Source organism: Dinoroseobacter sp. S375 (genome assembly GCF_049800775.1).
GTDB lineage: Bacteria > Pseudomonadota > Alphaproteobacteria > Rhodobacterales > Rhodobacteraceae > Dinoroseobacter.
Genome location: NZ_JBNAFR010000005.1, coordinates 1 through 26,900 on the forward strand (window position 1 = coordinate 1; position 26,900 = coordinate 26,900).

Annotated in this window: 31 protein-coding genes; 16 read left to right on the top strand and 15 right to left on the bottom strand. The window is 64.4% G+C overall.

Annotated features, from left to right (window positions below):
• The first annotated feature begins 15 nt into the window (after nucleotides 1-15).
• Both ACP150_RS12420 and ACP150_RS12425 read left to right on the top strand, forming a co-directional pair.
• Nucleotides 16-774 carry an electron transfer flavoprotein subunit beta/FixA family protein gene (locus ACP150_RS12420; RefSeq protein WP_424966971.1) on the top strand — a complete coding sequence of 253 codons (759 nt, stop codon included), beginning with the start codon at nucleotides 16-18 and terminating at the stop codon, nucleotides 772-774.
• Nucleotides 774-1,703 (top strand): electron transfer flavoprotein subunit alpha/FixB family protein, encoded by a 930-nt coding sequence (locus ACP150_RS12425; RefSeq protein ID WP_424966972.1) that lies wholly within the window; start codon nucleotides 774-776, stop codon nucleotides 1,701-1,703. The genes ACP150_RS12420 and ACP150_RS12425 overlap by 1 nt, the downstream gene beginning before the upstream one ends.
• A 148-nt stretch (nucleotides 1,704-1,851) precedes the next feature.
• On the opposite strand, the gene ACP150_RS12430 is transcribed toward ACP150_RS12425, so the two are convergent.
• The gene (locus tag ACP150_RS12430) at nucleotides 1,852-2,718 is read right to left on the bottom strand and encodes a DUF6473 family protein (RefSeq protein ID WP_424966973.1); all 867 of its coding nucleotides are present in this window, start codon (nucleotides 2,716-2,718) and stop codon (nucleotides 1,852-1,854) included.
• A gap of 159 nt (nucleotides 2,719-2,877) precedes the next feature.
• Here ACP150_RS12430 and ACP150_RS12435 point away from each other — a divergent pair, with 159 nt between their 5' ends.
• Nucleotides 2,878-3,753 (top strand): 3-hydroxybutyryl-CoA dehydrogenase, encoded by an 876-nt coding sequence (locus ACP150_RS12435; RefSeq protein WP_424966974.1) that lies wholly within the window; start codon nucleotides 2,878-2,880, stop codon nucleotides 3,751-3,753.
• Between the two features lie 82 nt (nucleotides 3,754-3,835).
• Here the strand turns inward: ACP150_RS12435 and ACP150_RS12440 are convergent, their stop codons facing one another.
• Complete coding sequence (locus ACP150_RS12440; RefSeq protein ID WP_424966975.1) at nucleotides 3,836-5,434, bottom strand: phosphoenolpyruvate carboxykinase; 1,599 nt, start codon at nucleotides 5,432-5,434, stop codon at nucleotides 3,836-3,838.
• Nucleotides 5,435-5,772: 338 nt separating this feature from the next.
• Here ACP150_RS12440 and ACP150_RS12445 point away from each other — a divergent pair, with 338 nt between their 5' ends.
• The 7 genes from ACP150_RS12445 to ACP150_RS12475 all read left to right on the top strand — a co-directional run bounded on the left by ACP150_RS12445 (nucleotide 5,773) and on the right by ACP150_RS12475 (nucleotide 11,207).
• Nucleotides 5,773-6,474 carry a response regulator transcription factor gene (locus ACP150_RS12445; protein ID WP_424966976.1) on the top strand — a complete coding sequence of 234 codons (702 nt, stop codon included), beginning with the start codon at nucleotides 5,773-5,775 and terminating at the stop codon, nucleotides 6,472-6,474.
• A complete protein-coding gene (locus ACP150_RS12450; protein WP_424966977.1) occupies nucleotides 6,471-8,195 on the top strand; it encodes a sensor N-terminal transmembrane domain-containing protein in 1,725 nt (574 codons plus the stop codon). The genes ACP150_RS12445 and ACP150_RS12450 overlap by 4 nt, the downstream gene beginning before the upstream one ends.
• Nucleotides 8,196-8,198: 3 nt before the next feature.
• The gene (locus tag ACP150_RS12455) at nucleotides 8,199-8,624 is read left to right on the top strand and encodes an HPr kinase/phosphorylase (protein ID WP_424966978.1); all 426 of its coding nucleotides are present in this window, start codon (nucleotides 8,199-8,201) and stop codon (nucleotides 8,622-8,624) included.
• Nucleotides 8,625-8,654: 30 nt separating this feature from the next.
• Complete coding sequence (gene rapZ / locus ACP150_RS12460) at nucleotides 8,655-9,557, top strand: RNase adapter RapZ (protein ID WP_424966979.1); 903 nt, start codon at nucleotides 8,655-8,657, stop codon at nucleotides 9,555-9,557.
• A gap of 37 nt (nucleotides 9,558-9,594) precedes the next feature.
• Complete coding sequence (locus tag ACP150_RS12465; protein ID WP_424966980.1) at nucleotides 9,595-9,984, top strand: PTS sugar transporter subunit IIA; 390 nt, start codon at nucleotides 9,595-9,597, stop codon at nucleotides 9,982-9,984.
• A gap of 11 nt (nucleotides 9,985-9,995) precedes the next feature.
• Nucleotides 9,996-10,265: an HPr family phosphocarrier protein gene (locus tag ACP150_RS12470; RefSeq protein WP_424966981.1), complete on the top strand. Its 270-nt coding sequence runs from the start codon at nucleotides 9,996-9,998 to the stop codon at nucleotides 10,263-10,265.
• Between the two features lie 72 nt (nucleotides 10,266-10,337).
• A complete protein-coding gene (locus ACP150_RS12475) occupies nucleotides 10,338-11,207 on the top strand; it encodes a lysophospholipid acyltransferase family protein (protein WP_424966982.1) in 870 nt (289 codons plus the stop codon).
• Nucleotides 11,208-11,210: 3 nt separating this feature from the next.
• Here ACP150_RS12475 and ACP150_RS12480 read toward each other — a convergent pair whose 3' ends face one another.
• Nucleotides 11,211-11,975 (bottom strand): sulfite exporter TauE/SafE family protein, encoded by a 765-nt coding sequence (locus tag ACP150_RS12480; RefSeq protein WP_424966983.1) that lies wholly within the window; start codon nucleotides 11,973-11,975, stop codon nucleotides 11,211-11,213.
• 272 nt (nucleotides 11,976-12,247) lie between these two features.
• Between ACP150_RS12480 and ACP150_RS12485 the strand changes: the two genes are divergently transcribed.
• Together ACP150_RS12485 and ACP150_RS12490 are read left to right on the top strand one after the other, a co-directional pair.
• Entirely contained in the window at nucleotides 12,248-13,942 is a 1,695-nt protein-coding gene (locus tag ACP150_RS12485; RefSeq protein WP_424966984.1) for an acyl-CoA dehydrogenase family protein, read from the top strand.
• 117 nt (nucleotides 13,943-14,059) lie between these two features.
• On the top strand, nucleotides 14,060-14,464 hold the full coding sequence (locus tag ACP150_RS12490; protein WP_424966985.1) for an META domain-containing protein: 405 nt from the start codon (nucleotides 14,060-14,062) through the stop codon (nucleotides 14,462-14,464).
• 6 nt (nucleotides 14,465-14,470) lie between these two features.
• Here the strand turns inward: ACP150_RS12490 and recO are convergent, their stop codons facing one another.
• The 11 genes from recO to folK form a co-directional block, all read right to left on the bottom strand.
• A complete protein-coding gene (recO, locus tag ACP150_RS12495) occupies nucleotides 14,471-15,196 on the bottom strand; it encodes a DNA repair protein RecO (RefSeq protein WP_424966986.1) in 726 nt (241 codons plus the stop codon).
• A 68-nt stretch (nucleotides 15,197-15,264) separates the two neighbouring features.
• Complete coding sequence (locus ACP150_RS12500; protein WP_424966987.1) at nucleotides 15,265-15,597, bottom strand: DUF1491 family protein; 333 nt, start codon at nucleotides 15,595-15,597, stop codon at nucleotides 15,265-15,267.
• A gap of 3 nt (nucleotides 15,598-15,600) precedes the next feature.
• Complete coding sequence (era, locus tag ACP150_RS12505) at nucleotides 15,601-16,527, bottom strand: GTPase Era (protein WP_424966988.1); 927 nt, start codon at nucleotides 16,525-16,527, stop codon at nucleotides 15,601-15,603.
• On the bottom strand, nucleotides 16,520-17,209 hold the full coding sequence (gene rnc / locus ACP150_RS12510) for a ribonuclease III (RefSeq protein ID WP_424966989.1): 690 nt from the start codon (nucleotides 17,207-17,209) through the stop codon (nucleotides 16,520-16,522). Before rnc ends, era begins: the two co-directional genes overlap by 8 nt.
• Nucleotides 17,206-17,991, bottom strand: a complete 786-nt coding sequence (lepB, locus tag ACP150_RS12515) for a signal peptidase I (RefSeq protein ID WP_424966990.1) — start codon at nucleotides 17,989-17,991, stop codon at nucleotides 17,206-17,208. The genes rnc and lepB overlap by 4 nt, the downstream gene beginning before the upstream one ends.
• Before the next feature lie 53 nt (nucleotides 17,992-18,044).
• The gene (acpS, locus tag ACP150_RS12520; RefSeq protein ID WP_424966991.1) at nucleotides 18,045-18,464 is read right to left on the bottom strand and encodes a holo-ACP synthase; all 420 of its coding nucleotides are present in this window, start codon (nucleotides 18,462-18,464) and stop codon (nucleotides 18,045-18,047) included.
• A 108-nt stretch (nucleotides 18,465-18,572) separates the two neighbouring features.
• Nucleotides 18,573-19,337, bottom strand: a complete 765-nt coding sequence (locus ACP150_RS12525; protein ID WP_424966992.1) for a pyridoxine 5'-phosphate synthase — start codon at nucleotides 19,335-19,337, stop codon at nucleotides 18,573-18,575.
• A 33-nt stretch (nucleotides 19,338-19,370) separates the two neighbouring features.
• Nucleotides 19,371-20,018 carry a DUF2062 domain-containing protein gene (locus ACP150_RS12530; RefSeq protein WP_424966993.1) on the bottom strand — a complete coding sequence of 216 codons (648 nt, stop codon included), beginning with the start codon at nucleotides 20,016-20,018 and terminating at the stop codon, nucleotides 19,371-19,373.
• A gap of 39 nt (nucleotides 20,019-20,057) precedes the next feature.
• Complete coding sequence (locus tag ACP150_RS12535) at nucleotides 20,058-22,178, bottom strand: RelA/SpoT family protein (RefSeq protein WP_424966994.1); 2,121 nt, start codon at nucleotides 22,176-22,178, stop codon at nucleotides 20,058-20,060.
• Nucleotides 22,179-22,206: 28 nt separating this feature from the next.
• Nucleotides 22,207-22,560 (bottom strand): DNA-directed RNA polymerase subunit omega, encoded by a 354-nt coding sequence (rpoZ, locus tag ACP150_RS12540; RefSeq protein ID WP_424966995.1) that lies wholly within the window; start codon nucleotides 22,558-22,560, stop codon nucleotides 22,207-22,209.
• A 76-nt stretch (nucleotides 22,561-22,636) separates the two neighbouring features.
• Nucleotides 22,637-23,224 carry a 2-amino-4-hydroxy-6-hydroxymethyldihydropteridine diphosphokinase gene (gene folK / locus ACP150_RS12545; RefSeq protein WP_424967222.1) on the bottom strand — a complete coding sequence of 196 codons (588 nt, stop codon included), beginning with the start codon at nucleotides 23,222-23,224 and terminating at the stop codon, nucleotides 22,637-22,639.
• A gap of 98 nt (nucleotides 23,225-23,322) precedes the next feature.
• Between folK and ACP150_RS12550 the strand changes: the two genes are divergently transcribed.
• Together ACP150_RS12550 and ACP150_RS12555 are read left to right on the top strand one after the other, a co-directional pair.
• The gene (locus ACP150_RS12550; protein ID WP_424966996.1) at nucleotides 23,323-23,895 is read left to right on the top strand and encodes an NYN domain-containing protein; all 573 of its coding nucleotides are present in this window, start codon (nucleotides 23,323-23,325) and stop codon (nucleotides 23,893-23,895) included.
• Between the two features lie 84 nt (nucleotides 23,896-23,979).
• Nucleotides 23,980-24,420, top strand: coding sequence for a YqaA family protein (locus tag ACP150_RS12555; protein WP_424966997.1), 441 nt, complete (start codon nucleotides 23,980-23,982; stop codon nucleotides 24,418-24,420).
• 6 nt (nucleotides 24,421-24,426) lie between these two features.
• On the opposite strand, the gene ACP150_RS12560 is transcribed toward ACP150_RS12555, so the two are convergent.
• Nucleotides 24,427-24,858, bottom strand: coding sequence for a c-type cytochrome (locus tag ACP150_RS12560; RefSeq protein ID WP_424966998.1), 432 nt, complete (start codon nucleotides 24,856-24,858; stop codon nucleotides 24,427-24,429).
• A gap of 150 nt (nucleotides 24,859-25,008) precedes the next feature.
• On the opposite strand from ACP150_RS12560, the gene ispH reads away from it, so the two are divergent.
• Both ispH and ACP150_RS12570 read left to right on the top strand, forming a co-directional pair.
• The gene (gene ispH, locus ACP150_RS12565) at nucleotides 25,009-25,959 is read left to right on the top strand and encodes a 4-hydroxy-3-methylbut-2-enyl diphosphate reductase (protein ID WP_424966999.1); all 951 of its coding nucleotides are present in this window, start codon (nucleotides 25,009-25,011) and stop codon (nucleotides 25,957-25,959) included.
• 324 nt (nucleotides 25,960-26,283) lie between these two features.
• Entirely contained in the window at nucleotides 26,284-26,898 is a 615-nt protein-coding gene (locus ACP150_RS12570; protein WP_424967000.1) for a LysE family translocator, read from the top strand.
• The last annotated feature ends 2 nt before the right edge of the window (nucleotides 26,899-26,900 follow it).

The window sequence follows — 26,900 nt, forward strand, 5'->3', positions numbered from 1 at the left end:
AGGAGACATGGTCTTATGAAGGTATTGGTGCCTGTGAAGCGCGTTATTGATTATAACGTGAAGGTCCGTGTTAAGGCGGATGGGAGCGGTGTTGATCTTGCGAATGTGAAGATGTCGATGAACCCGTTTGACGAGATTGCCGTGGAAGAGGCGATCCGTCTGAAGGAGGCGGGGACGGCCACGGAAGTTGTGGCGGTGTCGATCGGCGTCAAGCAGTCCCAGGAGACCCTGCGCACGGCGCTGGCCATGGGTGCGGATCGGGCGATCCTGATCAATGCGGCCGAGGATGTGCACACCGATATCGAGCCTCTGGCCGTGGCCAAGCTGCTCGCGGCGGTGGTCAAGGACGAAGAGCCGGGGCTCGTGCTCTGCGGCAAGCAGGCGATCGACAATGACATGAACGCCACGGGCCAGATGCTCAGCGCGCTTCTGGGCTGGTCCCAGGCGACCTTTGCCTCCGAGCTCAGCGTCGAGGGCGACAGCGCCAGCGTGACCCGCGAGGTCGATGGCGGCTTGCAGACGATCAAGGTCTCGCTGCCGGCGATTGTCAGCGTGGATCTGCGCCTCAACGAGCCGCGCTACGCCTCGCTGCCCAATATCATGAAGGCCAAGAAGAAGCCTCTGGATGAGAAGACGCCGGCCGATTACGGCGTCGATGTGGCCCCGCGCCTGAGCGTGGTCAAGACCTCCGAGCCGGCCGAGCGCGCCGCCGGGATCAAGGTCGGCTCGGTGGATGAGCTGGTGTCGAAACTCAAGGAAGCAGGAGCTGTCTGATGGCTGTTTTGTGTCTGGCAGAAGTAACCGATGGGGCGCTGGCGATGGATGCCACCGCCAAGGCCGTCAGCGCGAGCGCGGCTCTGGGTGAGGTGACGCTGCTCTGCGTGGGCGCGTCGGCCAAGGCGGCGGCGGCCGAGGCGGCGACGATCTCGGGCGTGGCCAAGGTGCTGGTGGCCGAGGATGCGCTTTACGGGCATCGCCTGGCCGAGCCGGTGGCGGCGCTGATCGCGTCCCTGGCCGAGGGCTATTCCCATGTGGTGGCGCCGGCGACGACCGATGCCAAGAACATCATGCCCCGGGTGGCCGCCCTTCTGGATGTGATGGTGCTGTCGGATGTGGTGGCCGTGGTGGATGCGGACACGTTCGACCGGCCGATCTATGCGGGCAACGCGATCCAGACCGTGAGATCGGCGGATGCGACCAAGGTGATCACCTTCCGGACCTCGACCTTCGATGCGGCCGAGACCGGCGGCAGCGCGCCGGTCGAAGAGATCGCGGCGGGCGACAATCCAGGCCTGAGCGCCTGGGTCGAGGACAAGGTCGCCGAGAGCGACCGGCCCGAGCTGACCTCCGCGGGCGTGGTGGTCTCTGGCGGGCGCGGCGTGGGCTCCGAAGAGGACTTCGCCATGATCGAGAAGCTCGCCGACACGCTGGGGGCCGCCGTGGGCGCCTCGCGCGCCGCGGTCGATAGCGGCTACGCGCCGAATGACTGGCAGGTCGGGCAGACCGGCAAGGTGGTGGCGCCGGATCTCTACGTGGCCGTGGGCATCTCGGGCGCGATCCAGCACCTGGCCGGGATGAAGGACAGCAAGGTGATCGTGGCGATCAACAAGGACGAGGAGGCCCCGATCTTTCAGGTCGCCGATTACGGCCTGGTCGCCGACCTCTTCGCCGCCGTCCCCGAACTCACCGAAAAACTCGGCTGAGGACGACGACGACCCGGAACAGCGGCCCAAACCCCGCCCCAAGACAGACCCGGACACAACCCGGACAAACCCGGGCCCAAACCAAACACAAAGGCCGGAGATAATCCTCCGGCCTTGAACGTTGGAGGGAATACTGCAGGCAGTGGGCTCAGGCCCGCAACCCATCCCCCGCCTCGACAAAGGCGCGACCGGGGCCAAATCCAAGCTCCTGTAACGGATCCAGCAAGGCCATCGCCGCCTCGCGCAACAAGGTCCCGCGGGGCACATGGGACGCGATGGGACCCTCGGTTTCGGGGATCTGCATCCCGAGCAAGCCTTGCGCGGTGATCGATGGGGTTTCCCGCACCTCCACCACCCGGTCCACCAGCCCGGAAATGGCCTGCACCGAGGCCCGGTCCACGAGGAGCGGGTCCTGATCCAGCCCGGGCTCGCCGCCGGGCAGCGGCGCGGGCACCACCCAAAGCAGCACCGACGGCCCCTTCAGCGCCTCCAGCAGCCGTGCCATATGCTCCACCCAGGCAGAGCGCAGCTCTTCGACCACCGTGTCATAGCGACTGGGAGCCTCGCGTTTCATCAGCGCCAGAAGATGGCGCGTGAAATGCACCTCGCACAGGTCAAGCTCTGGAAAGACCTGCCGGAAGAGCCGCGTCGGCGTCACCATCCGGTCATTGCGCCGTGGATGGACCCGGTAGAACTGATTGCTCAGGTTCTGAGCCCCGACGACTTCAATCACCGTGGCCGTACCGCCATTGGCCAGAGACACCATCCCCTCGGCCCCCATGGCGTCCACGCCGGCATTCATCAGACCAAGGTTTACACACCCAAGCCCAATCGCCGCCTCGACCCGGTCCGGGATCGCATGCGTGACATATCTGCCGTAGAACGCCGTTCCACCCAGGAACGTGATATACGGTTCGCAAAGGGACCGTTTCGGTCCACGGAATGCCATTTCCAACCCCGGATAATGACATGCCGAATAATTCAGCGCTGGCGCGCCGTGACGCACATACGTCATTTCGCCACCTCAATTTCGACTCACCCAGAGCCACATTGCGCCCAAAGCTTTAGCGAAGCCCTAACCCTCTAATTCGACGACATTTTTATCTTTCCCTTTCCCTTGAGAGGAGGGGATGCGCCGCGTATGCTGCGGCGGCACAAGTCAGTGAGGGCAGAGATGGACATCAAATCCGTGGGCGTGATCGGCGCCGGGCAAATGGGCAACGGGATCGCCCATGTTTTCGCGGTCGCGGGGTTTGACGTTCTGGTGACCGACATCTCGCAGGAGGCGCTGGACAAGGGCACCGGCCTGATCCGGCGCAATCTCGAGCGTCAGGTGAGCCGGGACAAGATCACCGCCGAGACACTGGACGCGGCCATGGCGCGGATCAAGACGACCCTCAAACTGCCTGAGCTGGGCCAAACCGATCTGGTGATCGAGGCCGCGACCGAGCGCGAGACCGTGAAATCCGCGATCTTCGAGGATCTTCAGCCGCATCTGAAGCCCGAGACGATCCTGACCTCGAACACGTCCTCGATCTCGATCACGCGGCTGGCAAGCCGGACGGACCGGCCCGAGCGCTTCATGGGGTTTCACTTCATGAACCCGGTGCCCGTGATGCAGCTGGTCGAGCTCATCCGTGGGATTGCCACGGATGAGGCGACCTACAAGACCCTGCTCGGCGTGGTCGAGCAGCTTGGCAAAACCGCCGCCAGTGCCGAGGATTTCCCCGCCTTCATCGTGAACCGGATCCTGATGCCGATGATCAACGAGGCGGTCTACACGCTCTATGAAGGGGTCGGCTCGGTGAAGTCGATCGACGAGTCCATGAAGCTCGGGGCGAACCACCCGATGGGTCCGCTGGAGCTGGCGGATTTCATCGGTCTCGATACCTGTCTCGCGATCATGAACGTGCTCCATGATGGGCTGGCGGATACCAAATATCGCCCCTGCCCCCTTCTGACGAAATATGTCGAGGCCGGCTGGCTGGGGCGCAAGACCCAGCGCGGGTTTTATGACTATCGCGGCGAGACGCCAGTGCCCACACGCTAGTCCGGACACCCTTAGATACAAACTTAGAGACAAAAAACCCCGGCCCAATGGACCGGGGTTTTTCTTTGTCTGCGAGGCGGGCTCAGCCGATGGCGACGGCTTTCACGTCCTCGTCGATATAGGGCACGTATTGCTCGAAATTCTCCGCAAACATGTCCACCAGCTTCTGGGCCTGCGCGTCATAGGCCGCGCTGTCTTCCCAGGTGCTGCGCGGATCGAGCAGGGCGGCATCCACATCATGGACCGTTACCGGCACGTCGAAGCCGAAATTTGCGTCCTTGCGGAAGGTCGCATCCGCCAGCGAGCCGTCCAGCGCCGCGGTCAGCAGGGCGCGGGTCGCCTTGATCGGCATCCGCGAGCCGGTGCCATAGGCGCCACCGGTCCAGCCGGTATTGACCAGCCAGCAGGTCGCGCCGTGCTTGGCGATCTTCTCCTGCAGGAGCTTGCCATAGACCTCGGGACGACGCGGCATGAAGGGCGCGCCAAAGCAGGTGGAGAAGGTCGGCTGCGGCTCGGTCACGCCCCGCTCGGTGCCCGCCACCTTGGAGGTGAAGCCCGACAGGAAGTGATACATCGCCTGGGCCGGTGTCAGCCGCGAGATCGGCGGCAGGACACCGAAGGCGTCGCAGGTCAGCATGATGATGTTCTTGGGATGCCCGCCCAGCGCCGAGTCCGACGCATTGGAGATGTAGTTCAGCGGATAGGCGCAACGCATGTTCGGCGTCAGGCTGTCATCCTCGAAGTCGAGATCGAGGGTTTCCTCGTCAAAGACCATGTTCTCGATCACGGTGCCGAACATCTCGGTCGTGGCAAAGATCTCGGGCTCGGCCTCTGCGCTCAGATTGATGGTCTTGGCATAGCAGCCGCCTTCGAAGTTGAAGGTACCGCGCTCGGACCAGCCATGCTCGTCATCGCCGATCAGCACACGCTCGGGATCCGCCGACAAGGTCGTCTTGCCGGTGCCGGACAGGCCGAAGAAGACCGCCGTGTCCACCGGGTTGCCCACCGCGTGGTTTGCCGAGCAGTGCATCGGCATGATGTTCTTCTCGGGCAGCAGGTAGTTCAGCAGGGTGAAGACCGATTTCTTGTTCTCACCGGCATATTCGGTGCCGCCGATCAGGATCATCTTCTTGTCGAAGTTCAGCGCGATCACCGTATCCGAGCGGCAGTCATGCTTGGCCGGATCGGCCTTGAAGCTCGGGCAGTTGATGATCGTGAAATCAGCGGTGAACGTATCCAGCTCGGACCGCTCGGGACGGCGCAGCATGTGACGGATGAACAGACCATGCCAAGCCAGCTCGGTCACCACGCGCACATCCAGACGGTGGGCCGGATCGGCCCCGCCGAACAGATCCTGGACGAAGTATTCCTTGCCCTTCATGTGCTCGAGCATGTCCGCGAGAAGCGCGTCAAAGCCCTCCGGCGACATCTCGGCGTTGTTCTCCCACCAGATGGTGTCGACGACTGACGCGGTCTTGACCACGTGCTTGTCCTGGGGTGACCGGCCCGTGTACTTGCCGGTGGTCACAAGGAAGGTGCCACCCTTTCCGAGTGTCCCCTCCTCACGTTTGAGCGCTTCCTGGATCAGCGCAGGCTCGATCAGGTTGTAATGGGCTGCTCCGAGCCCCGTGATACCCTGATCCTCCAACGTGAATGTTGGATTCACCCGTCCATTTGCCATGTGTGAGCTCCTGCTTCGTTACGCACCGCCAGTCGCGGCCGGGACCCGAAAAAAGATGTGAACCACTTGTTCGCATAGCGCCGTCTTGGCGCATGAAGGTCTGTATATCATGGGCCTAGGAGGGGAGAACAGGACCGTTCCGCACAGTTAGCGCCACCAAGTGTAAGTTAGCGCAACCAAATTTCGGAAAAGCTGCAATATTAGCTCTTTATTATCCGAACTGGTGTGTTTTGGCGGCGTCGAAACCCTGCCAAGGCGAGAAAACCGTTGATTCTCGGGAGTCGAGGACTCATCCTCGTCGCAAAAAAGAGGCAGGACGCAGGAAAAGGACCTCGCTTATGTCGCGGATCGCTTTGGTCGATGATGACCGCAATATCCTGACCTCGGTGGCCATCACGCTTGAGGCCGAGGGGTTCCAGGTCGAGACCTATAATGACGGACAGTCGGCGCTGGATGCCTTCAGCCGTCGCATGCCCGAACTGGGTGTGTTTGATATCAAGATGCCCAGGATGGACGGGATGGACCTGCTCCAGCGTGTCCGCATGAAGAGCAAGATGCCCGTGATCTTCCTCACCTCGAAGGATGACGAGATCGACGAGGTGCTCGGACTGCGCATGGGGGCGGATGACTACGTCAAGAAGCCCTTCTCCCAGCGGTTGCTGGTTGAACGGATCCGCGCGCTCCTGCGCCGTCAGGATGCCGTGGCCAGCCATGAAGCCGGTGATCTGGATGAGAGCAAGACAATCGTGCGGGGCAACCTGACCATGGACCCGCTGCGCCATGCGGTCCTGTGGAAGGGCAAGGATGTCGCCCTGACCGTGACCGAATTCCTGCTGCTGCAGGCCCTGGCCCAACGCCCCGGCTTCGTCAAAAGCCGTGATCAGCTGATGGATGTGGCCTATGATGACCAGGTCTATGTGGATGACCGGACCATCGACAGCCATATCAAGCGTCTGCGCAAGAAGATGCGTTCGGTCGACGAAAGCTTCACCGCCATCGAGACGCTCTATGGCATTGGGTACAAGTATAACGAAGAATGACATTCGTATCGGCTCCAGACGGATCTCCTGCGCGCCGACCCGACGGGTCGGAAACCGGAGATTTGGGAGCCGAGACGCAGACCTCCCCTGAACCGGAGCCCGGCAAGCCCCCAAGGGGGCAGGCCCGCTCCCGTCGGGTGCTGGCCATCAACAGCTCGCCACTGGCGCGCAAGATCATCAGCTTCAACCTGCTGGCCCTGCTGATCCTTGTGGCGGGGGTGCTCTATCTCAATCCGTTCCGCGACAGCCTCGTGTTCCAGCGCGAGCAGGGCCTTGTTTTCGAGGCCCATCTGATCGCCGATGTGTTCGAGGCCGTGGCCACCACGGATGAAACCGCCGCGGATCTCGGGGCCATGAATGTGCCGCGGCTGGTGGCATCGCTCGATCTTGCCCCATCGCTTGAGTTGTTCGTGTTCGCTCCGGATGGCGATGTTCTGGCGCGGGGCGAAGGGGCGAAACGGTCGGAATGGGTGGCCCTGACCGAAACGGATGCGCCGCCCCCCACCTTTATCACGGATATGTTCATCACCCTCTGGGAGGGAATCGCCCGCCTTCTGGGGCGCGAGACACTGCCTGTCCTGCTGGCCAGCGAGGATCAGGCGCGCAGTCTTCTGCCCGGTGCTCTGACCGGACGCACCACCATCGAGAACAGCATCGACCCCGCCGGGAACCAGATCTTTGCCGTGGGCACTCCGATCCTGATCGGGGGGGAGGTGGCCGGGGTCGTCGCCCTCACAACCGCCTCGGGCGAGATCGACACGCTGGTGCAGAACGAGCGCGAGCAGTTCCTGCAGATGTTCATGGTTGCGCTGCTGGTGTCGATCGGGCTGAGCCTTGTGCTGGCGGGAACCATCGCCAACCCGCTCTCGGATCTGGCCGCGGCGGCCGAGCTGGGGCGCGACCGAAACGCCCGCAAGATGAGCCCCGGCCGGGTGCGGATCCCCGACCTGACCACGCGCCCGGATGAGATCGGCCGTCTGAGCGGGGCGCTGCGGGGCATGGTCTCGGCGCTCTATGACCGGATCGATGCGAACGAACAATTCGCCGCCGATGTCGCGCATGAAATCAAGAACCCCCTCGCTTCCCTGCGCTCTGCCACGGGCACGCTGCGGGTCGCCAAACGTGAGGACCAGAGACAGAAGTTGCTCAATGTCATTGAACATGATGTGCGACGGCTCGACCGTCTTGTATCGGATATCTCGAACGCGTCGCGCCTCGACAGCGAGCTGGTCAAGGAAGAGGAAGAGACCTTCGACCTGATCAAGATGCTCCGCACCCTGACGGATTTCCATGCCGAGGAGGTCGCGAAACGCGGGATCGATTTCATCACCGACCTGCCGCCGCGCCCCCTGCCGATCCAGGGGCTGGAGCCGCGCCTCGCGCAGGTCTTCGTGAACCTGCTGGGCAATGCTATCTCGTTCTGCGAACAGGGCGATGCGGTCCGGCTCTGGGTTCGACAGCGCGACAACCGGGTGTTGGTTGTGGTTGAGGACACCGGACCCGGCATCCCCGAGGAAGCGCTGAACAAGATTTTCACCCGCTTCTATTCCGAGCGCCCGGAGCGGCAGTTCGGCAATCATTCCGGGCTTGGGCTCGCGATCTCCAAGCAGATCGTCGAAGCCCATGGCGGCGTCATCTGGGCCGAGAATATCCGCCCCACCGATCTCGACATCACTTCCGAGCCTCTTGGCGCGCGGTTCATCGTCGGCCTGCCTCTCTGATCCATGGATGAGGAGGAGATCCTCCATGCCACCAGTGTCGCCCTTGAGGGGCGCGCGCTGGTGATCACCGGGCCCAGCGGGGCGGGGAAGTCCGATCTCGCGCTGCAGATGATCGCACTCGGGGCCGGGCTCGTCTGCGATGACCGCACGCGGATCCGGCGCGAGGGTGACCGGCTCTGGGCCCATCCGGCTCCCAATGCCACGGGCCTGATCGAGGCGCGCGGGCTCGGGCTTTTGCCCGCGCCAGACGCAGCACCTGCGCCGATATCCGCGCTGCTCGATCTGACCATCTCGGAAACGGACCGCCTCCCGCCCGAACGGACACGCCGTCTGCTCGGTCTGCCGGTGGTGCTGCTTCACAAGGTGACGAGCCCCTCTTTCCCCGCCGCGCTGATCCTCTATCTTCGGCAGGGACGGGCCGCCCCCTGAGCTCCCCTGCCCGCCCCTTGAGAGACAGCCATGCAAGATGCCCCTCCCAGTCCCAGCGACCCGCCCCAGAAGATTGTTCTGGTCACCGGCCCTTCCGGCGCGGGGCGGACCACGGCCATTCAGGGGCTGGAGGATCTGGGGTTTGAGGCGATCGACAACCTGCCGCTCTCGCTGGTGCCGCGGCTGCTGGATGGGCCGCCCCTGCGTCGCCCTCTGGCGCTCGGGCTCGATGTGCGGACGCGTGACTTCAGCCTTCCGGGGCTCGCCGACCTGCTGAGCACGCTCGAGGCCGATCCGCGCGCGGATGCGCAGATGCTCTATCTCGACGCCTCGGCCTCGATGCTCGCGCGGCGCTTTTCCGAGACCCGCCGCCGGCATCCCATGGCGCCCGCCGAGAGCCCGTCGGAAGGGATCGAGCGCGAGGCCGACCTGCTGGCGCCAATCCGGGCGCGGGCAGACATCCTGATCGATACCTCCGACATGTCGCCCCATGACCTGCGGGCGGATATGCTCCGCTGGTTCGGCAACCGCGACAGCCTGCGCCTCGCGGTCTCGGTCCGCTCGTTTTCCTACAAACGCGGCACACCGCAGAGCACCGACATGGTCTTTGACGTGCGATTTCTCCAGAATCCCTATTGGCAGGAGGACTTGCGCAAGCTCGACGGTCGCTCTCAGGCGGTGGCCGACTACGTGGCCAGTGACCCGCGCTTCGACGCATTCTTCGACAATGTCCTGTCCCTGACGCGATTGTTGCTGCCTGCCTACCGCGCCGAGGGCAAATCCCATCTCGCTATTGGCTTCGGCTGCACGGGCGGGCAGCATCGCAGCGTCACAGTCACAGAAAAGCTGGCGGCGGCCCTTGTCGAAGACGGTTGGCAGGTATCTATAAGACATCTGGGCTTGGAGCAGCGCCATGCATCACGACGCCATTGACGCGCTTCACCCCGCAGGTCAGCCCCGAGGAGGCCGCTTGATTGGAATCGTGATCGTCGCCCATGGGGGCCTTGCCGCAGAGTATCTGCATGCGGTCGAACACGTGGTCGGCGCGCAGACCGGAATGCGCGCGATCTCCATCGCTGCCGATTGCGACCGCACGGCCAAACAGGCCGAGATCTGCGCCGCCGCGAACGAGGTCGACACGGGCAATGGTGTGGTGGTGGTGACCGACATGTTTGGTGGCTCGCCCTCCAATCTCGCGCTCAGTGCCTGCTCGCCGGGGAACCGCCGGATCATCTATGGCGCGAACCTGCCGATGCTCATCAAATTGGCAAAATCGCGGCGCGCTTCGGTGGACGATGCAGTAAAGCTTTCGCTCGACGCCGGTCGGAAGTATATAAATAGCTTTGACGGAACTGTCTGAAGGGAGGTCAGATGATCCGCCAGGAACTGAAGATCGTGAACGAAAAGGGCCTTCACGCCCGGGCATCTGCCAAATTCGTGGAATGTGTCGAGGCGCATGACGCCAGCGCAGAGGTGGAGAAGGACGGCCTGTCGGCTGCGGGGGATTCGATCATGGGATTGCTGATGCTGGCCGCATCCAAGGGCACGTCCATTCAGGTCGAGACCAAGGGTCCCGCCGCGCAGGAGCTTGCCGCGGCGCTCGAAGCTCTGGTGGCCAACCGGTTCGGCGAGAAGTTTTAGGATCCCGCGGCGCGCCTGCGCGCAACGGTCGGAGATTTCCATGTGTGATGTAACGTGCAGAGGACCGAGATTGTGACCGAAGGCTCTGCGCAACCGGCATCGACGGATCTGCCCGACCGGGATGATCAGCCCTATGACGTCAAGAATCTGTCTTACGCCAAGACCTTCACGAATCCCTGGGCTTCTGCGGTCATCCGCAGCCTGGAATGGTCCACCGGCAAGATCCGCCTGCTTCGCCTGATCCGCAAATTCGAAGCCCAGGGCGTGCCCGAGGGGCAGGGATTCTGGCGGCCGGCGCTGGACATCATGGGCATCGATCTGACCACCCCCGAAGAGCAGATCGCCCGCATCCCCACCGAGGGGCCCGTGATCATCGTGGCCAACCACCCCCACGGGCTGGTGGACGGCATGGTCCTCGCGGATCTGATCGGCCGCGTGCGCACAGATTACAAGATCCTGACCCGGTCTCTGCTGACGGATGTGGAAGAGATCCAGCAATTCATGATCCCGGTGCCCTTTCCCCATGACGAGGACGCGCTGCAGAAGAACCTCGACATGCGCAAGCAGGCCATGGCGCATCTGGCGGGCGGCGGGGTGATCGTGCTCTTCCCGTCGGGTGTCGTGGCCAGTTCGGACACCGCCTTCGGCCCGGCCATCGAGCGGGAATGGAACCCGTTCACCGCCAAGATGATCCTGCGCAGCGGGGCGACCGTGGTCCCGATCCGGTTTCCGGGGCAGAACTCGCGCTGGTACCAGATCGCCAACCAGATCCACCCGGCCCTGCGGCAGGGGTTGTTGCTGCATGAAGTGGTGCACGCCCTGAACAAGCCTCAGGCGCCCATCGTCGGCGAGCCGCTGGATCAGGCCGAGATCGACGCGCAGAAGGGCAATGCCCGCGGCTTCATGGAGTGGCTGCGCAGCCGGACGCTCGCGCTCAAATAAGCGCTACAGGAGCCCGCGCCGGATCAGGTTCAGCCCAGCGATCAGCAAGAGTACCATGGTGGCCTGCCGGAACCGGCTCTGGTCCATACGGTCCTGCAACCAGAAACCGACAAGCATCCCGACCGCCGCCGGCGCGAGCAGGATCGCTGAGAATTGCAGGCTCGGCCCCGTGACCACCCCGGTCTTCAGATGAGTCGCCAGAAACATCACGCTGCCCAGCCCATAGAGCATGCCCTGCGCGCGGACCTGTTCGGCCTTGGGCGTATCGAGCGCCGTCAGATAGGCCACGATGGGCGGCCCCCAGATCCCGCTGAACCCGCCGAAGAACCCGGCCACCACACCGGTGGCCAGCTCGGCCCGGCGGTGATGCCGAGGGGCCACGCGCAAGCGCCACCCGGCCAGTTGGCTCGCCGCATAAAGCGCGACCGGCACCCCGATCATCAGCGACAGCACCCGATCCGACAGGGCCAGAACCAGTTGCCCCGACAGGACAATGAACACCAGAACCAGCGCCAGCAGCCGCCAATGGCGCTGCGCCGCGACCCAAAGGCCGGGCAAGCCACCGCGCAGGGCCTGCCACAGGTTCATCACCAACGTCGGCAGGATCAGCCCCGCCAAGGCCACCGGCACCGGCAGCACGGCCGAAAGCCCCGACATCATGATCAGCGGCATGGCAAAGCCGACCGCCCCCTTGACCACCCCGGCGAACAGGGCAACCCCCACGAGGAAGATCATCACAGCGCCGGGCAGCGACAGAAACAGATCCATGTCAGGCTCCTTCCCCTGCGCCATAGCCCCCCTGCCGCTTCGCCGCAAGGGAGCGCGATTCGCCAGCCCCTGTTGCAGCGCAGCACGCGACGTCGCTCCGATACGCCACATGGAAACCTTACATTTTTCGTGCATTCTCGCCTTGCCCGGGCCCCAATCGGCCCTAGTGAGGGTCATAATGCTTCGCAAATTGCCGCGTTTGCGAATTTTTCTTGCGCTGCGGTTGCGAAGTCCTTATCTCGGACCAAACCGGAATTTGCTGGAGAATGACGATGCCCCATGATGGACAGGATCTTGCCCTGAGCGACGCCCAACACGTGATCCTCCCGGATCTGCTGAGCCTGACAGCCGCAGCCGTGCCCCCAGTCGAGGCGCTGGTCGAGAAGGCCGTTGCGACGCTGAAGGCCGCCCTGTCGGTGGATGGCCGGATCTCGGGCGCATTGGTCGAGGAAAACCAGACCGCCTCCCACGGGCTGGCCTGGCTCGCGACCTACGCCCAATCCCTGCGCCAGATGCAGAAATGGGCCGAAGCCCTGAACACCGAGGGCAAGTTCGGCGAGGTCGAGCAGCTGATCCACCAGATCGCCTTTGGGGAATACCTCTGGCAGCTCTATGGCGGAATCCCGATGTCCCAGGGCGAGATCCTGCGTCTGCAGGACATCGGCCTGAGCCAGGAAGACCAGCGCGGCATGATGATCCCCGCGATCATGACCCTGACCCAGTCGGGCAACACCCAGGCCGCGCGCACGCGTCTGGTTGAGTTGATGCAGGAACGCGCTGCCGAGATCACCGTCGGCGCCTCCGGCCTCGATGACGAGCTCGAGATGATCCGCGAGCAATTCCGCCGCTTCGCCGTGGACCGGGTGGAGCCCAACGCCCATGAATGGCACCTCAAGGACGAGCTGATCCCGATGGAAATCATCGAGGAACTCGCCGAGATGGGTGTCTTCGGCCTGACCATCCCCGAGGAGTATGGCGGGTTCGGCCTGTCCAAGGCCTCCATGTGCGTGGTCTCCGAGGAACTGTCGCGCGGCTATATCGGTGTCGGCTCGCTGGGCACCCGCTCCGAGATCGCAGCTGAGCTGATCCTTTGCGGCGGGACCGAAGAGCAGAAGCAGAAATGGCTGCCGCAGCTGGCCTCTGCCGAGACCCTGCCCACGGCCGTCTTCACCGAGCCGAATACCGGGTCGGATCTGGGCTCGCTCCGGACCCGCGCGGTCAAGGACGAGAACGGCGATTACAAGATCACCGGCAACAAGACCTGGATCACCCACGCGGCACGCACGCAGATCATGACGCTGCTGGCCCGGACCGATCCGAGCAACGACAACCACAAGGGTCTGTCGATGTTCCTCGCCGAGAAAACCCCCGGCACGGATGAAGCCCCTTTCCCCACCGAGGGCATGACCGGCGGCGAGATCGAGGTGCTGGGCTATCGCGGCATGAAGGAATACGAGCTGGCCTTCGACAACTTCCACGTGAAGGGCGAGAACCTGCTCGGCGGCGAAGAGGGCAAGGGCTTCAAACAGCTCATGGAAACCTTCGAGAGCGCCCGCATCCAGACCGCCGCCCGCGCCATCGGTGTGGCGCAATCGGCACTCGACGTGTCCATGCAATACGCGATCGACCGCAAGCAGTTCGGCAAATCGCTGATCAACTTCCCCCGCGTCTCCGGCAAGCTGGCGATGATGGCGGTCGAGTTGATGGTGGCGCGCCAGCTCACCTATTTCTCGGCCTTCGAGAAGGATGAGGGCCGGCGCTGCGATGTCGAGGCGGGCATGGCCAAGCTGCTTGGCGCACGCGTGGCCTGGGCCGCGGCGGATAACGGGCTGCAGATCCACGGTGGCAACGGTTTCGCGCTGGAATACTCGATCAGCCGCATCCTCTGCGACGCGCGGATCCTGAACATCTTCGAAGGCGCGGCCGAGATTCAGGCCCAGGTGATTGCGCGCCGCCTGCTGGGCTAAGCCCCTCGTATAAAGACGGCAAAACACCCCGTGCCCTGCGCGGGGTGTTTTTTTGTCCCTCAGGTCCGGGACAGCGCCGCGCTTGCGCCTCTCGCGTCGGCGCCCCATCTCAGGAGTATGACAAAGCTTCCCCTCGCCGCCGCGGCGCTCATCCCGTTTCTGGCGGCATGCACCGCCTCCGACGAAACCCTGTCGAGCTTCACAAGTCCCGACACGGTCTGGACCCTGTCCGAACTGGACGGCACGCCCTTTGCCGCGCGCATGATCCTGCAATTCCCCGAACCGGGACAGATTGCGGGGCAGGCCCCGTGCAACCGGTTCACCGGCGCGCTGACGGTCCCCTATCCATGGTTCGGCACAGGTCCCCTGGCGGCCACCCGCATGGCTTGCCCGGATCTCGCCGCCGAGGACATGGTGTTCAAGGCGCTGTCCGACATGACCGAAGCCGAGGTCAGCGGCCCGGTCCTGATCCTGCGCAACTCCGAGCTCGGGCGAGAAATGGTGTTTCGCGCCGAGCCCTGAACGGCCTCACCCGGATTTCGCCAAGAGATCCACAAACCGCGCCCGCGCCGGAGGCAAAGGGCGGTTGCCCAATGCCGGGGCGAGCTTCTCCGTCAGGAAATGCCCGGTGGTCCGCAACCCCTCCTGCACGCCGGACAGTCCCGCAGGCCCGCCGAGCATGACATCCGGCAGCGGCAGCAACCGATCCACCCAGGCCCCGGCGGCCTGACGTGACACGGCGCGGCCTGTGCGGGGCGAGACATAGGCCAGATCCTCATTCACCCCGCGCACCGCGCAGGCCGACAGGTCCAGCCCGAAGCCCATCTGCTCCAGGAGCGCCATCTCCCAGTCGAGATAGGCCGGCAGCCAGCCGGTCCCCGCCGCCATCGCGTCCAAAAGGGCGATCGTCTGGGCATAGAAGGCGGGATAGGCCGCCCGCTCCGGCAGCGAGAACCCCGCAAGCGCCAAGGCCGCGCTCATCGCCGACAGGGCCAGCCGGTCGCCCAGCACCGCCGCCGCCCGGCCCTTGACCGGCTCGACCGAGAAGCTGCCCAGATGATCCTCGAGCCGCGCCTTCCAATGCAGATCCAGCTGCGCACCGGGTTGCAACACCGGCGCAAGCTTGCGCGAGATGCCCCCGCGCACCACGCCCAGATGCCGCCCATGCCCCTCGGTGAAGGCCTCGACAATGACCGAGGTCTCCCCATGGGGCCGGACGGACAAGAGCACGCCCGCTTCGCGCCACTCGATCACCCGGGCGCTCCCTCCTTCATTGTTCCTGAAATACTCTCGCCGAAGGCTCCGACGGGCACAAGCCGCACCTAGCCGTCGAGCCCCGGCGCATCCAGCAGGTGTCGTCCCGCGCGGTCTTCCACCGCCACGATCCAGAGATCCGGATCCCGGCTCCGCGCCCGGGCCAGGGCCGCGTCCACCTCGGGCTCGGGCCCCTCGACCAGCACCTCCCAGGAGCGTGTGTCGCGCATCAGGTCATAGCGCCGTTCATAGGCGCAGGCCTGCCCGTCCAGCGTGCAGAGCTTGATGATCACGGCCCCCGCGGTGCCATCGCCGCGCGCCTCTACATAGACCGGGATCCCCTCGATCTGACAACGCATCATATAGGCCTGCACCCAGAGACCCGCCGCCAGACGCGCCATGGCTCAGGCGTTCCCGTCCTTGAAGTCGAGCCCCATCTCGTCGAAGCGCTCTTTCTCTTCGAGCCAGCCGGGCCGGACCTTGACCTGCAAAAAGAGATGCGCAGGCCGTCCGAGAAACTCGATCAGCTCCTCGCGGGCAGCCTTGGAGACGGCCTTGACGGTCTCCCCCTTGTTGCCCAGCACGATCCCCTTATGGCCGTCGCGCGCCACGTAGATCACCTGATCGATCCGCACCGAGCCGTCCTTGCGCTCCTGCCAGCTCTCGGTTTCCACCGTCAGCTGATAGGGCAGCTCCTGATGCAGGCGCAGGGTCAGCTTCTCGCGGGTGATCTCGGCGGCGATCATGCGCATGGGCACATCGGCGATCTGGTCCTCGGGATAGAGCCATGGCCCCTCGGGCAGGGTTTCGGCCAGCCAGCTGCGCAGATCGCCCACGCCATAGCCCTTCTCGGCCGAGATCATGAAGGTGCGGGCAAAGGGATAGGCCGCGTTCATGTCCTCGGTGAGCTTCAGCAGGACCTCGGCCTTCACCCGGTCGATCTTGTTGATCGCCAGTGCCACGGCCTGTCGCGGATTGGTCCGCTCGGCCAGCGCCTCCAGGATCGCCTTGACCCCGTCGGTCATCCCGCGATGGGCCTCGACCAGCAGGACAACCACATCCGCATCCGCCGCCCCGCCCCAGGCCGCCGCGACCATGGCCCGGTCCAATCGCCGGCGCGGACGGAACAACCCCGGCGTATCCACGAAAACCAGTTGCGCGTCGCCCTCGATGGCCACGCCCCGGATCCGCGCGCGCGTGGTCTGCACCTTGTGCGTCACGATCGAGACCTTGGCCCCCACCATCGCGTTGGTCAGGGTCGATTTCCCAGCATTCGGTTCGCCGATCAGCGCCACGAATCCGGCGCGGGTGGTCGTGGATGCGTCAGTCATTCTTGCTCTCTACCTGGCTCAGCAGGGCCTTGGCCGCGGCCTGCTCCGCCTGTCTCTTGTTGCCCGCGCTGGCCTTGGCCTCGGCGCCGGTCTGCAGCCGGGCCACGATCGTGAAGACCGGCGCGTGGTCCGGGCCGCTGCGGCCCAGTTCATCATAGTTCGGCGGCGGCAGCTTGCGGGCCTGGGCCCATTCCTGCAACGCGGTCTTGGGGTCGCGGGCATCGGCCTCGACCGTGCGGATCCGCTTGCCCCACAGCCGCAGCACCAGCGCCCTGGCCGCCTCGAACCCGCCATCGCGATAGACCGCGGCGATCACCGCCTCCATCCCGTCGCCCAGCAGGGCCTCCTTGCGGCGCCCCCCGGTCAGCATCTCGGACCGCCCCAGCCGGAGCACTTCGCCAAGCCCGATTTCACGGGCCACCTCGGCGCAGGTCTCCTTGCGCACCAGCGCATTGAACCGCGGGGCCAGTTGCCCCTCGCGCGCATCCGGATCAGCCTCCAGCAGCGCCTCGGCCATCACAAGCCCCAGCACGCGGTCGCCGAGAAACTCGAGCCTCTGGTTGTCAGACCGCACCGCCGCGCTGCGCGAGGCATGGGTCACCGCCCGGACAAGGATCTCGGGGCGGGCGAACGTGTGTCCGATCCGGTCGCTGAAGGCGACAAGCTCCTTGGACAGCTTCAATCGAGCGCCTTGAAGAAGCGATCCCCGCGCCAGGTCCAGAAATAGAGCATCCGGGAGCCTGCGGAACTGAAGATCACGCGATCCGCGCGGCCGATCAGGTTCTCGAAGGGCACGAAGCCGACGCCGCCAACGGACTGGGCGTAGCGGCTGTCCTGGCTGTTGTCACGGTTGTCACCGACGAAGAAGAAATGACCTTCGGGCACCGTGAACTCGGGCGTGTTGTCGCCAAAGCTGCGGTCGATGTTCAGGATCGAGTGGCTGACACCACCGGGCAGGGTCTCGACGAATTTCTCTTTCTCGCAGATGCCGCCCTCGCCAACGGGCTGGTTCGAGCAACGCGGGTAAGAGCCGATCGGACCCTGGCGATCAAACACCTCCTCGAAGGTGCCATCGCGTTCGGTCGGCACAGCCTCCCCATTCAGGAACAGCGCACCCTCGCGGAACTGGATGCGGTCGCCGGGCAGGCCGATCAGGCGCTTGATGAAGTCCGAACCGTTGACCGGATGGCGGAAGACGACGATATCGCCACGCTCGGGATCAGAGGCCAGGATGCGCCCCGGGATCGGGCAGATCGAGAACGGGCAGGAGACCTGACTGTAGCCATAGGCCATCTTGTTCACGAAAAGGAAATCCCCGACCAGCAGCGTGTCCTTCATCGACCCCGACGGGATCCAGAACGGCTGGAAAAACAGGGTGCGGAAGATCCCCGCAATGAGCAGCGCATAGACCACGGTCTTGACCGTTTCCACAATGCCGCCTTCGGCCTTTTCAGTGCTTGCCATATCACGCCTCTACCCGGGTTTGGCCCGCTTCATGGGCGTGCAAAGGCGGGGAGTCAAGCGGAGGGCGCGCCCGGATCAATCGCAACCGCCGAGATCACCACATAGGCCTGCGCCCAAGGATGATCATCGGTGAGCGAGACATGGATCACGGCCTCATGGCCTTCGGGGGTCAGATCCTTGAGCCGCTCGGCGGCCCAGCCGGTCACATACATGGTCGGCTGCCCGGTGGACAGGTTCTGAACCGCCATGTCGCGCCAGGAGATCCCCATCCGCAGCCCCGTTCCCAGCGCCTTGGAGCAAGCCTCTTTCGCGGCCCAGCGCTTGGCATAAGTGGCAGCGGTCTGCGCCCGGCTATCGGCCTTGCGCTGCTCCTGTTCGGTGAAGACACGGTTGCGGAACCGGTCGCCAAACCGCTCCAGCGTGCGTTCGATCCGTTCGATATTCGCAAGATCCGTCCCGATCCCGATAATCATAGGCCGCCCTTAGTAATTCCGAGTCTGAGAAACATGAATTCTCTGCGGGATAACCGCGCCGATTGCAAGACATCCCGGTGACACGGGGGCGGTCGACCGCCCGCGCGCCTAGCCCCCGCGGGCGGCGGTCATCCTCCGGCGCATCTCGGCCATGGCCTCGGGCAGCCCGCGAAAGATCGCCTCGCCGATGAGGAAGTGCCCGATATTCAGCTCCCGCACCTGGGGCAGCGCGGCGATTGGGCCGACGCAATCATAGGTCAGCCCGTGGCCCGCATGCACTTCGAGCCCGAGATCAGCGGCGAAGGCCGCCATTTCCGTCAGGCGCGCAAGCTCGGCATCGCGGGTCGCGACATCGCCCTCCGCATGGGCGTCGCAATAGGCCCCGGTATGAAGCTCGATCACCGGCGCGCCGATCCGGTGCGCCGCCTCGATCTGCGCCTTCTCTGCCGCGATGAAGATCGACACCCGGCAGCCCGCCTCGGCCAGGGGCGCGATGAAATGGGCCAGCCGGTTTTCCTCGCGCGCCACTTCGAGACCGCCCTCAGTCGTCCGCTCTTCGCGCTTTTCCGGCACGATGCAGACCGCATGGGGCGTGTGGCGCAGGGCGATCTGCTGCATCTCGGCAGTGGCGGCCATCTCGAAGTTGAGCGGCACGGTCAGCGCCTCCATCAACGCCTCGATATCGCGGTCCGCGATATGGCGGCGATCCTCGCGCAGATGGGCGGTAATGCCATCGGCCCCAGCCTCCTGGGCGAGCACGGCCGCGCGCACCGGGTCCGGGGTGGTGCCGCCCCGGGCATTCCGCACGGTGGCCACATGGTCGATATTCACCCCAAGGCGCAGCAGATCCGGGGTCGCGTCAGAAACAGTCATGGTCAGGGCCTCCTGACCGCGAACCTAGGGCGCTCAATGGGCTTCGTCAGCCCTCGACTTCGCTTTGACGCGCAAAGCCTGGATCTTTTTCTTCAGCTGGCCCTTGCGGCGTTTCTGATAGGCCCGCAGGACCGGCAGGCTGAGATAGTACATGACCGAGGCCGCGATGATGCCCGGGATGATCCCGCCCACGAGATAGGGGAAGAACACCTCATCGAAGAAGCGCTGCAGATGCGCCCATTCCGCATCGCGGTCGGTAAAGAGCGCGACGATGTTGTTGCCAAGATCCGCGCCCGCCTCGGTGAACTTGCCCACGAAGGAGGTCTCATCCTCCGGATCGAACTCGGTGCCGAGGATGAAATGCCCGGTCTTGAGCGAGATCACCCCGATGGGGATATAGGTCAACGGATTGCCAAAGAAGGTCGCCAGCAGCGAGGCGAGGATATTGCCGCGCATCGTCTTGGCCAGCAGGGCCGCGATGACGAAATGCACCGTGTAGAAGGGTGTGAAGGTCGTGAACACCCCCGCCGCGATCCCGCGTGCGATCCGTTCGGGTGGATCGGGCAGTCGCTGCAACCGGCGCGCGATGTAGTGGAAGGACCGAGTCCACCCGCCACGAGGCCAAAGGGCCTCTGCCACGGTCTTCCAGACCGGACGTTTATCGCGGCGCTTGAATACCAAGCGGGTCCTCTTTCCATCTGGCCCGCCCGCCCCTGGGGATCAGGGCTTGCGGCTTAAATCTCTGTGCCGGTCGAGCCCGGCGACGTCGCTATCGGCCTGAACAGCCGTCATGACGCGGTGCAAATGCTCCAGGTCACGTACCTCTACCTCTAGAAGTAGGCGGTAAAAGTCAGGTTTCCGGTCAACAAAGTGTAGGTCTGAAATATTTGCCCTCTGTTCGCCAATCAATGTGCAGATTCGTCCCAGAACGCCCTGATCGTTGCCGATCGTAACATCCAGACGGACCGCATGGGCCGCCGCGTGGCGACCGGAATGCCACTGGAGGTCAATCCAGCGCCGCATTTCGTCTTCGAACTCTTCGAGTGCCGGGCAGTCGATGGCATGGATGCGCACCCCGCGCCCGCGATAGGCGATCCCGACGATTCGCTCGCCGGGCACAGGCTGGCAGCAGCGCGACCGCTCAAAGCTCTGGTCCGGGTTCAGGCCGACCACGGCCCGTTCCGCATCGACCTCGTCGCCCGTGGCCCCCTGCAGATCCGGGTAGAGCACCTCGACCACTTCGCGGGCCGTGATATCTGTACTGCCCAGCGCCGAGAGCAGGTCCTGTTGCCCGCCATAGCCGAGCTGATGGGCCGCGGTCTTGAGCGCCTTGTCGGTGACACGCTTGCCCACATGCTCGAACGCCACGCGGGCGAGTTCCTGGCCCAGCTTCACAAAGCGTGCGCGGTCTTCCTCGCGCAGCGAGCGGCGGATCGCTTGCTTGGCGCGCCCAGTGACGACGATGTCGATCCAGGTCGCCTGCGGACGCTGGCCATCGGCGGTGATGATCTCGACCGACTGGCCGTTCTTCAACCGCGTCCAGAGCGGCACGCGGATGCCGTCCACCTTGGCCCCCACGCAACTGTCGCCGATCCGGGTATGGATGCCATAGGCATAGTCCAGCGGGGTGGCGCCCTTGGGCAGCTTGACCACCTCGCCCTTCGGCGTGAAGCAGAAGACCTGGTCGGAATACATCTCGAGCTTCACATGCTCGAGAAACTCACCGTGATCCTCGGATTGCTCGAACCTCTCGCTCAGGGTCGAGATCCATTCGGCCGGATCCACCGCAAAGGGGTTCTCGACCTGGATCCCGTCGCGATAGGACCAGTGGGCCGCGACGCCGGCCTCGGCCACCTCGTGCATCTGGCGGGTGCGGATCTGCACCTCGACACGCTTGCCGTCCCGGCCCGAGACCGTGGTGTGGATCGAGCGGTAGCCGTTGGATTTCGGCTGGCTGATATAATCCTTGAACCGTCCGGGCACCGCGCGCCAACGCTGGTGGATCGCCCCCAGCACGCCATAGCAGTCATCCTCGCTCTGGGTGATGACGCGGAACCCGTAGATATCCGACAAGCGCGAGAAGCCGAGCTTCTTGGTCTCCATCTTGCGCCAGATCGAATAGGGCTTCTTGGCCCGGCCATAGACCTCGGCCTGGATCCCGTGGCGGTCGAGCTCGGTGCGGATATCGCTTGTGATCTTCTGCACCATGTCGCCGGTCTCGTTCTGCAGCTTGATGAAGCGGCGCATGATGGACTGGCGGCCATCGGGGTTGAGCACGCGAAAGGACAGATCCTCAAGCTCGTCGCGCATCCACTGCATGCCCATGCGCCCGGCGAGCGGGGCATAGATGTCCATGGTCTCCTGCGCCTTCTTGACCTGCTTGGCCTGGGGCATGTGCTTGATCGTGCGCATGTTGTGCAGCCGATCGCCCAGCTTCACGAGGATCACGCGCAGATCCTTGGACATCGCCATGAAGAGCTTGCGGAAGTTCTCGGCCTGCTTGTTCTCACGGCTGGTGAGCTGCAGGTTGGTGAGGTTCGTCACCCCGTTGACCAGTTCGGCGATCTCGCGGCCAAAACGGCGCTCGAGCTCAGCGAACGTGGAGCGGGTGTCCTCGATCGTGTCATGCAGCAAGGCGGTGATGATCGTACTGTCATCGAGCCGCTGCTCGGCGAGGATCGCGGCCACGGCGACGGGGTGGGTAAAATACTCCTCCCCCGAATGGCGCATCTGGCCCCGGTGCATCTCGCGCCCATAGGCATACGCGGCCTCAATCAGGGCCGCGTTGGTTTTCGGGTTGTAGGTCTGGATCAGGGCGACGAGGTCGCGCGCTTCGAGCATGGACTCCGGCTGATCCCGAGGCATGGGATCAGGGCTGACCTTGCGCTTCCATCAGCGCGCGCAGGAGCTTCTCCTCGGACATGTCGTCCTCGGCGGGCTTGTCCGGCTGGCCACCCATGAGCATCGCCATGGTGTCCTCTTCGGGCTCGTCCACTTCGATCTGGGTCTGGTTGGACTCGATCAGACGCTCGCGCAGGGCATCGGCCGACTGGGTCTCTTCGGCGATCTCGCGCAGGGACACGACCGGGTTCTTGTCGTTGTCGCGGTCAATGGTCAGCTCTGCTCCGGCGGAAATCTCGCGGGCGCGATGGGCCGCCAGCATCACCAGCTCGAACCGGTTGGGAACCTTGTCAACGCAATCTTCAACCGTCACGCGGGCCATGGATGTCTCCGTTTCACGAAAAGGGGCAGTGGCCAGCATGTAAGGCCTCGGAAAACCCTTGACAAGTAAAATGCACTCAGTCGAGGGGCCGGATCGCGGCAATATCCTCTTTTGGCAGGGCTTCGAGCATCTGATCGGCGGTTTTCCCGGTCACCGGGTGCTGCCAGAGCGGCGCGACATCGCGCAGCGGCACCAGAACGAAGGGCCGATCGGCGATCCGCGGGTGCGGGAGAATCAGGTGATCCGGCGTCCGGGCGATCTGCTCCGAGACCGGCAGCGCCGCCCAGCGCTGATATGTTTCAAGATCCGGGAGGATCGTGATCCCGTAGGTCAGCAGGTCGAGATCCAGCGTCCGCGCGCCCCAGCGCTGCACCCGGGCCCGGCCCAAACGGCGCTCGATCCCGTGCAAGACCTCTAAAAGCGCTTTGGGAGACAGCGCGGTTTCCACGGTCACACAGCTGTTAACATACTCTGGTTCAGACGGATCTGGAAATGCGGGCGTCGCGTAGAACTGGCTGCGCGCCACAATCTGCAGCGATGCCTCCTCCAGAGCGTCGTAAGCTTGACGTAAAGTAAGCTCTGGCGCAAAATCACCGAGTGGTTGATTTGCGCCCAGCGCTATTATGCCTATGGACGAAATTTTGAGCGCCTTTCCAGTTGCGATGGCCGTGAAATGGCTTACTTTCCATGACGCGTTTCATCAATTTAAAATAATTCGCACTCACGGAATTCGATGAAACGCATTACTTGGAAGGACCAGTAATGTTTTATAAAGACGACAGGTTGGCGCTGTTTATTGATGGCTCCAACCTCTACGCCGCAGCCAAAGCGCTGGGGTTTGACATCGATTACAAGTTGCTCAGGCAAGAATTCATGCGGCGCGGAAAACTGCTGCGTGCGTTCTATTACACTGCGCTCTTGGAGAACGATGAGTATTCACCGATCCGCCCGCTTGTGGACTGGCTCCACTATAACGGGTTCAGCATGGTGACCAAGCCGGCCAAGGAATACACCGACAGCCAGGGTCGCCGGAAGGTGAAGGGAAACATGGACATCGAGCTGGCCGTGGACGCAATGGAACTCGCGCCCCATATGGACCATGCCGTTCTGTTCTCAGGCGACGGAGATTTCCGCCCCCTGATCGAAGCCCTGCAGCGCCGTGGCGTGCGGGTCTCGGTGGTTTCGACCATCCGGTCGCATCCGCCGATGATCTCGGACGAGCTGCGCCGTCAGGCCGACAACTTCATTGAGCTCGACGAGCTCAAGGAGATCATCGGGCGCCCGCCGCGTGAGCCGCGCGAGCCCCGCGAGACGGTCACCGAGACCGCAGACTGAGCGCGCCATCACCGCGCAGGATTGGACCCGCTCCGGCGGGTCTTTTTCATTCAAGGGGAGAGGTTTTTGGGGATCTGGGACACCATGACAGGCGTGCTGGCGACGATGTTTGCCGTGGCCTTCGGGGCGGCGACGCCGCTGCCCCTGCAATCCGAGATCGTGTTCACCGCGTTCCAGATCCAGGCCGCCGTGCCGCTCTGGGCGCTGTTGCTCGTGGCCTCGGTCGGCAACACGCTCGGATCGGTTCTGAACTATGCGCTCGGCTGGCAGATCCCGCGCTTTCGCGACAAGCGCTGGTTCCCCGTAACCGCAGAGCAGTTGGACAAGGCACAGAGCTGGTTCACGAAATACGGCAAGTGGAGCCTTCTGCTCAGCTGGGCGCCGCTGGGAGACGCGATCACCGTCGCCGCGGGCGTGATGCGCACGCCGCTCATTGTCTTTGTCCTGCTGGTCGGCTTCGCCAAGACGGCCCGCTATGTCGTGCTCGCCGCAGCCGTCGTGGGCGGAGGCGAGCTGCTGTCCTGACGCGGCCTATTGCGCGGCGGCGTTCACCCGATCATGGGCGGCGCGGATGCGGTCGGGCCAAGTGCTCTTGATATAGCCGAGCACCGCGAGGATCTCGGCATCGCTCAGAACCCCGTCAAACCCGGCCATATTGCTGCGATAGGATCCCCCGACCAGCGCCTCGGTCCCGTATTTCGTGATCCGGAAGAGCAACAGATCCGCATGATGCCAAGTGTGCCCCGTGGCGTCATGGGGCGGCGCAGGCAGCAGGCCATCCTCCCCCGGCGACCGCCAATCCGGCACCTGACCTTCGAGGTTTTCGCCATGGCAGGCGGCGCAATACCCCGCATAGATCTTGGCCCCGCGCGCGACGGCCGCCGGGTCCTGCCAGGGCAATAGCCCGTCCGCCTGCGCGCCATGGGCCAGCGTCACGGCACAGATCAAAGTGAGAGCACGCATTCCGATCCTCCTTGGGGTCAGCCAAACCGCTTCCCCCGCTGGAAGGTCAAGCCCCGCGAGAAACCGCGCCGGGACGCGACGCTCGGGACTGGTCAAACGCGCTCTGGACACCTATTCGTAAAGAAACTCTGACAGATCGAGGACCACGCCATGTCCCAGCCCCCGCTGACCCTCTACCTCGCCGCCCCGCGTGGATTCTGCGCGGGCGTGGATCGGGCGATCAAGATCGTGGAGATGGCGCTCGAGAAATGGGGTGCGCCGGTCTATGTCCGCCACGAGATCGTGCACAACAAATACGTGGTCGACGGGCTGCGCGCCAAGGGCGCGGTCTTTGTCAAGGAGCTGGAAGACTGCCCCGATGACCGCCCGGTGATCTTCTCGGCCCATGGCGTGCCGAAGGCCGTCCCCGCCGAGGCGGCCCGACGCGAGATGGTCTATGTGGACGCGACCTGTCCGCTGGTGAGCAAGGTCCATATCGAGGCCGAACGCCACCATGGCAACGGCCTGCAGATGGTGATGATCGGCCATGAGGGCCATCCCGAGACTGTGGGCACCATGGGTCAGCTCCCGGAGGGCGAGGTCCTGCTGGTCGAGACGGTGGCGGATGTGGCGACGCTCACCCCGCGCGACCCGGATCAGCTGGCCTTCATCACCCAGACAACACTCTCGGTCGACGATACCGCCGATATCGTGGCCGCCCTGCAGGCGCGCTTTCCGGCGATTGTCGGGCCCCACAAGGAAGACATCTGCTACGCCACCACGAACCGGCAGGGCGCGGTCAAGGCCATGGCCCCCAAGGCGGATGCCATGCTGGTGATCGGCGCGCCGAACTCGTCCAACTCCAAGCGGCTGGTCGAAGTGGGTCGGGCGGCGGGATGCGCGTATGCACAACTTGTCCAGCGCGCCGACGACATCGACTGGCGCGCGCTTGAGGGGATCGGCTCCATCGGGATCACGGCGGGGGCCTCGGCCCCGGAAGTGCTGGTCAATGAGGTGATCGACGCCTTCCGCGCACGGTTCGACGTCACCGTCGAGCAGGTCGAGACCGCGCAGGAGAATGTCGAATTCAAGGTCCCGCGCGTCCTGCGCGAAACGGCCTGATCGCGCGCGGGGCGACGCCCGAGCCGGTCCAGCGTGCGCGCGGGCATCGCCCGGCTGCACACCCGTTCCGCCGAGACAATCTCACGCCACAAGCTGCACGGGCTAAGGGGGCGCGGCCCGCCAGGTGGACAGCGCCCATAAACCCGCGAAATAGCCTGTAAATACCAGCGCCTCCGTCGGGAAAGCACGCCCGGGATGTGGGATCCGCGCCGCGCGCGCCCGAACCGCAGGCTCTGTGGACCGGAAGGCGCCAAGACGCTGGCCAAGCGCGTTGGTTTCGCCTTACGCTGGGGCGCTTTCAGGTTTCTGCGAAAGGTCCGCCCGATGATCACCACGTCCTTCCTGCTCACTGCCCTTGTGGTCGTCCTGTCGCCGGGCACCGGGGTGGTCTATACGCTTGCCCTGGGGCTGGGTCGCGGGCGCAGGGCGGCGGCTTGGGCCGCGCTGGGATGTACGTTCGGGATCGTGCCGCACCTCTTGGCGGCGACGCTGGGTCTGGCGGCGGTGCTGCATACCTCGGCCTTGCTGTTCAATGTGGTGAAGTTCGCGGGGGTGGCCTATCTGCTCTGGCTCGCATGGGGCGCGCTGCGCGACGGCGGCGCGTTGCAGGTCCGGGCGGAAACCACCGCCGAGCCCGGCTGGCGCATCGCCCGGCGCGGGGCACTGATCAACATCCTGAACCCCAAGCTGTCGATTTTCTTCCTCGCACTGCTGCCGCCCTTCCTGAGCGGGAACGCAGCGACCGCCACGGCGGAAATGGCCCTGCTCGGGTCGGTTTTCATGGCGATGACCTTCGTGGTCTTTCTCGGCTATGGCGCCTTCGCGGCCAAGGCGCGGGACTGGGTGCTCGGCTCGGCCCGGGTGATGACGTGGCTGAACCGTTCGTTCGCGGCGGTCTTCGCACTGCTGGCCGGGCGGCTTGCGATGGAGCGCGCGTGACG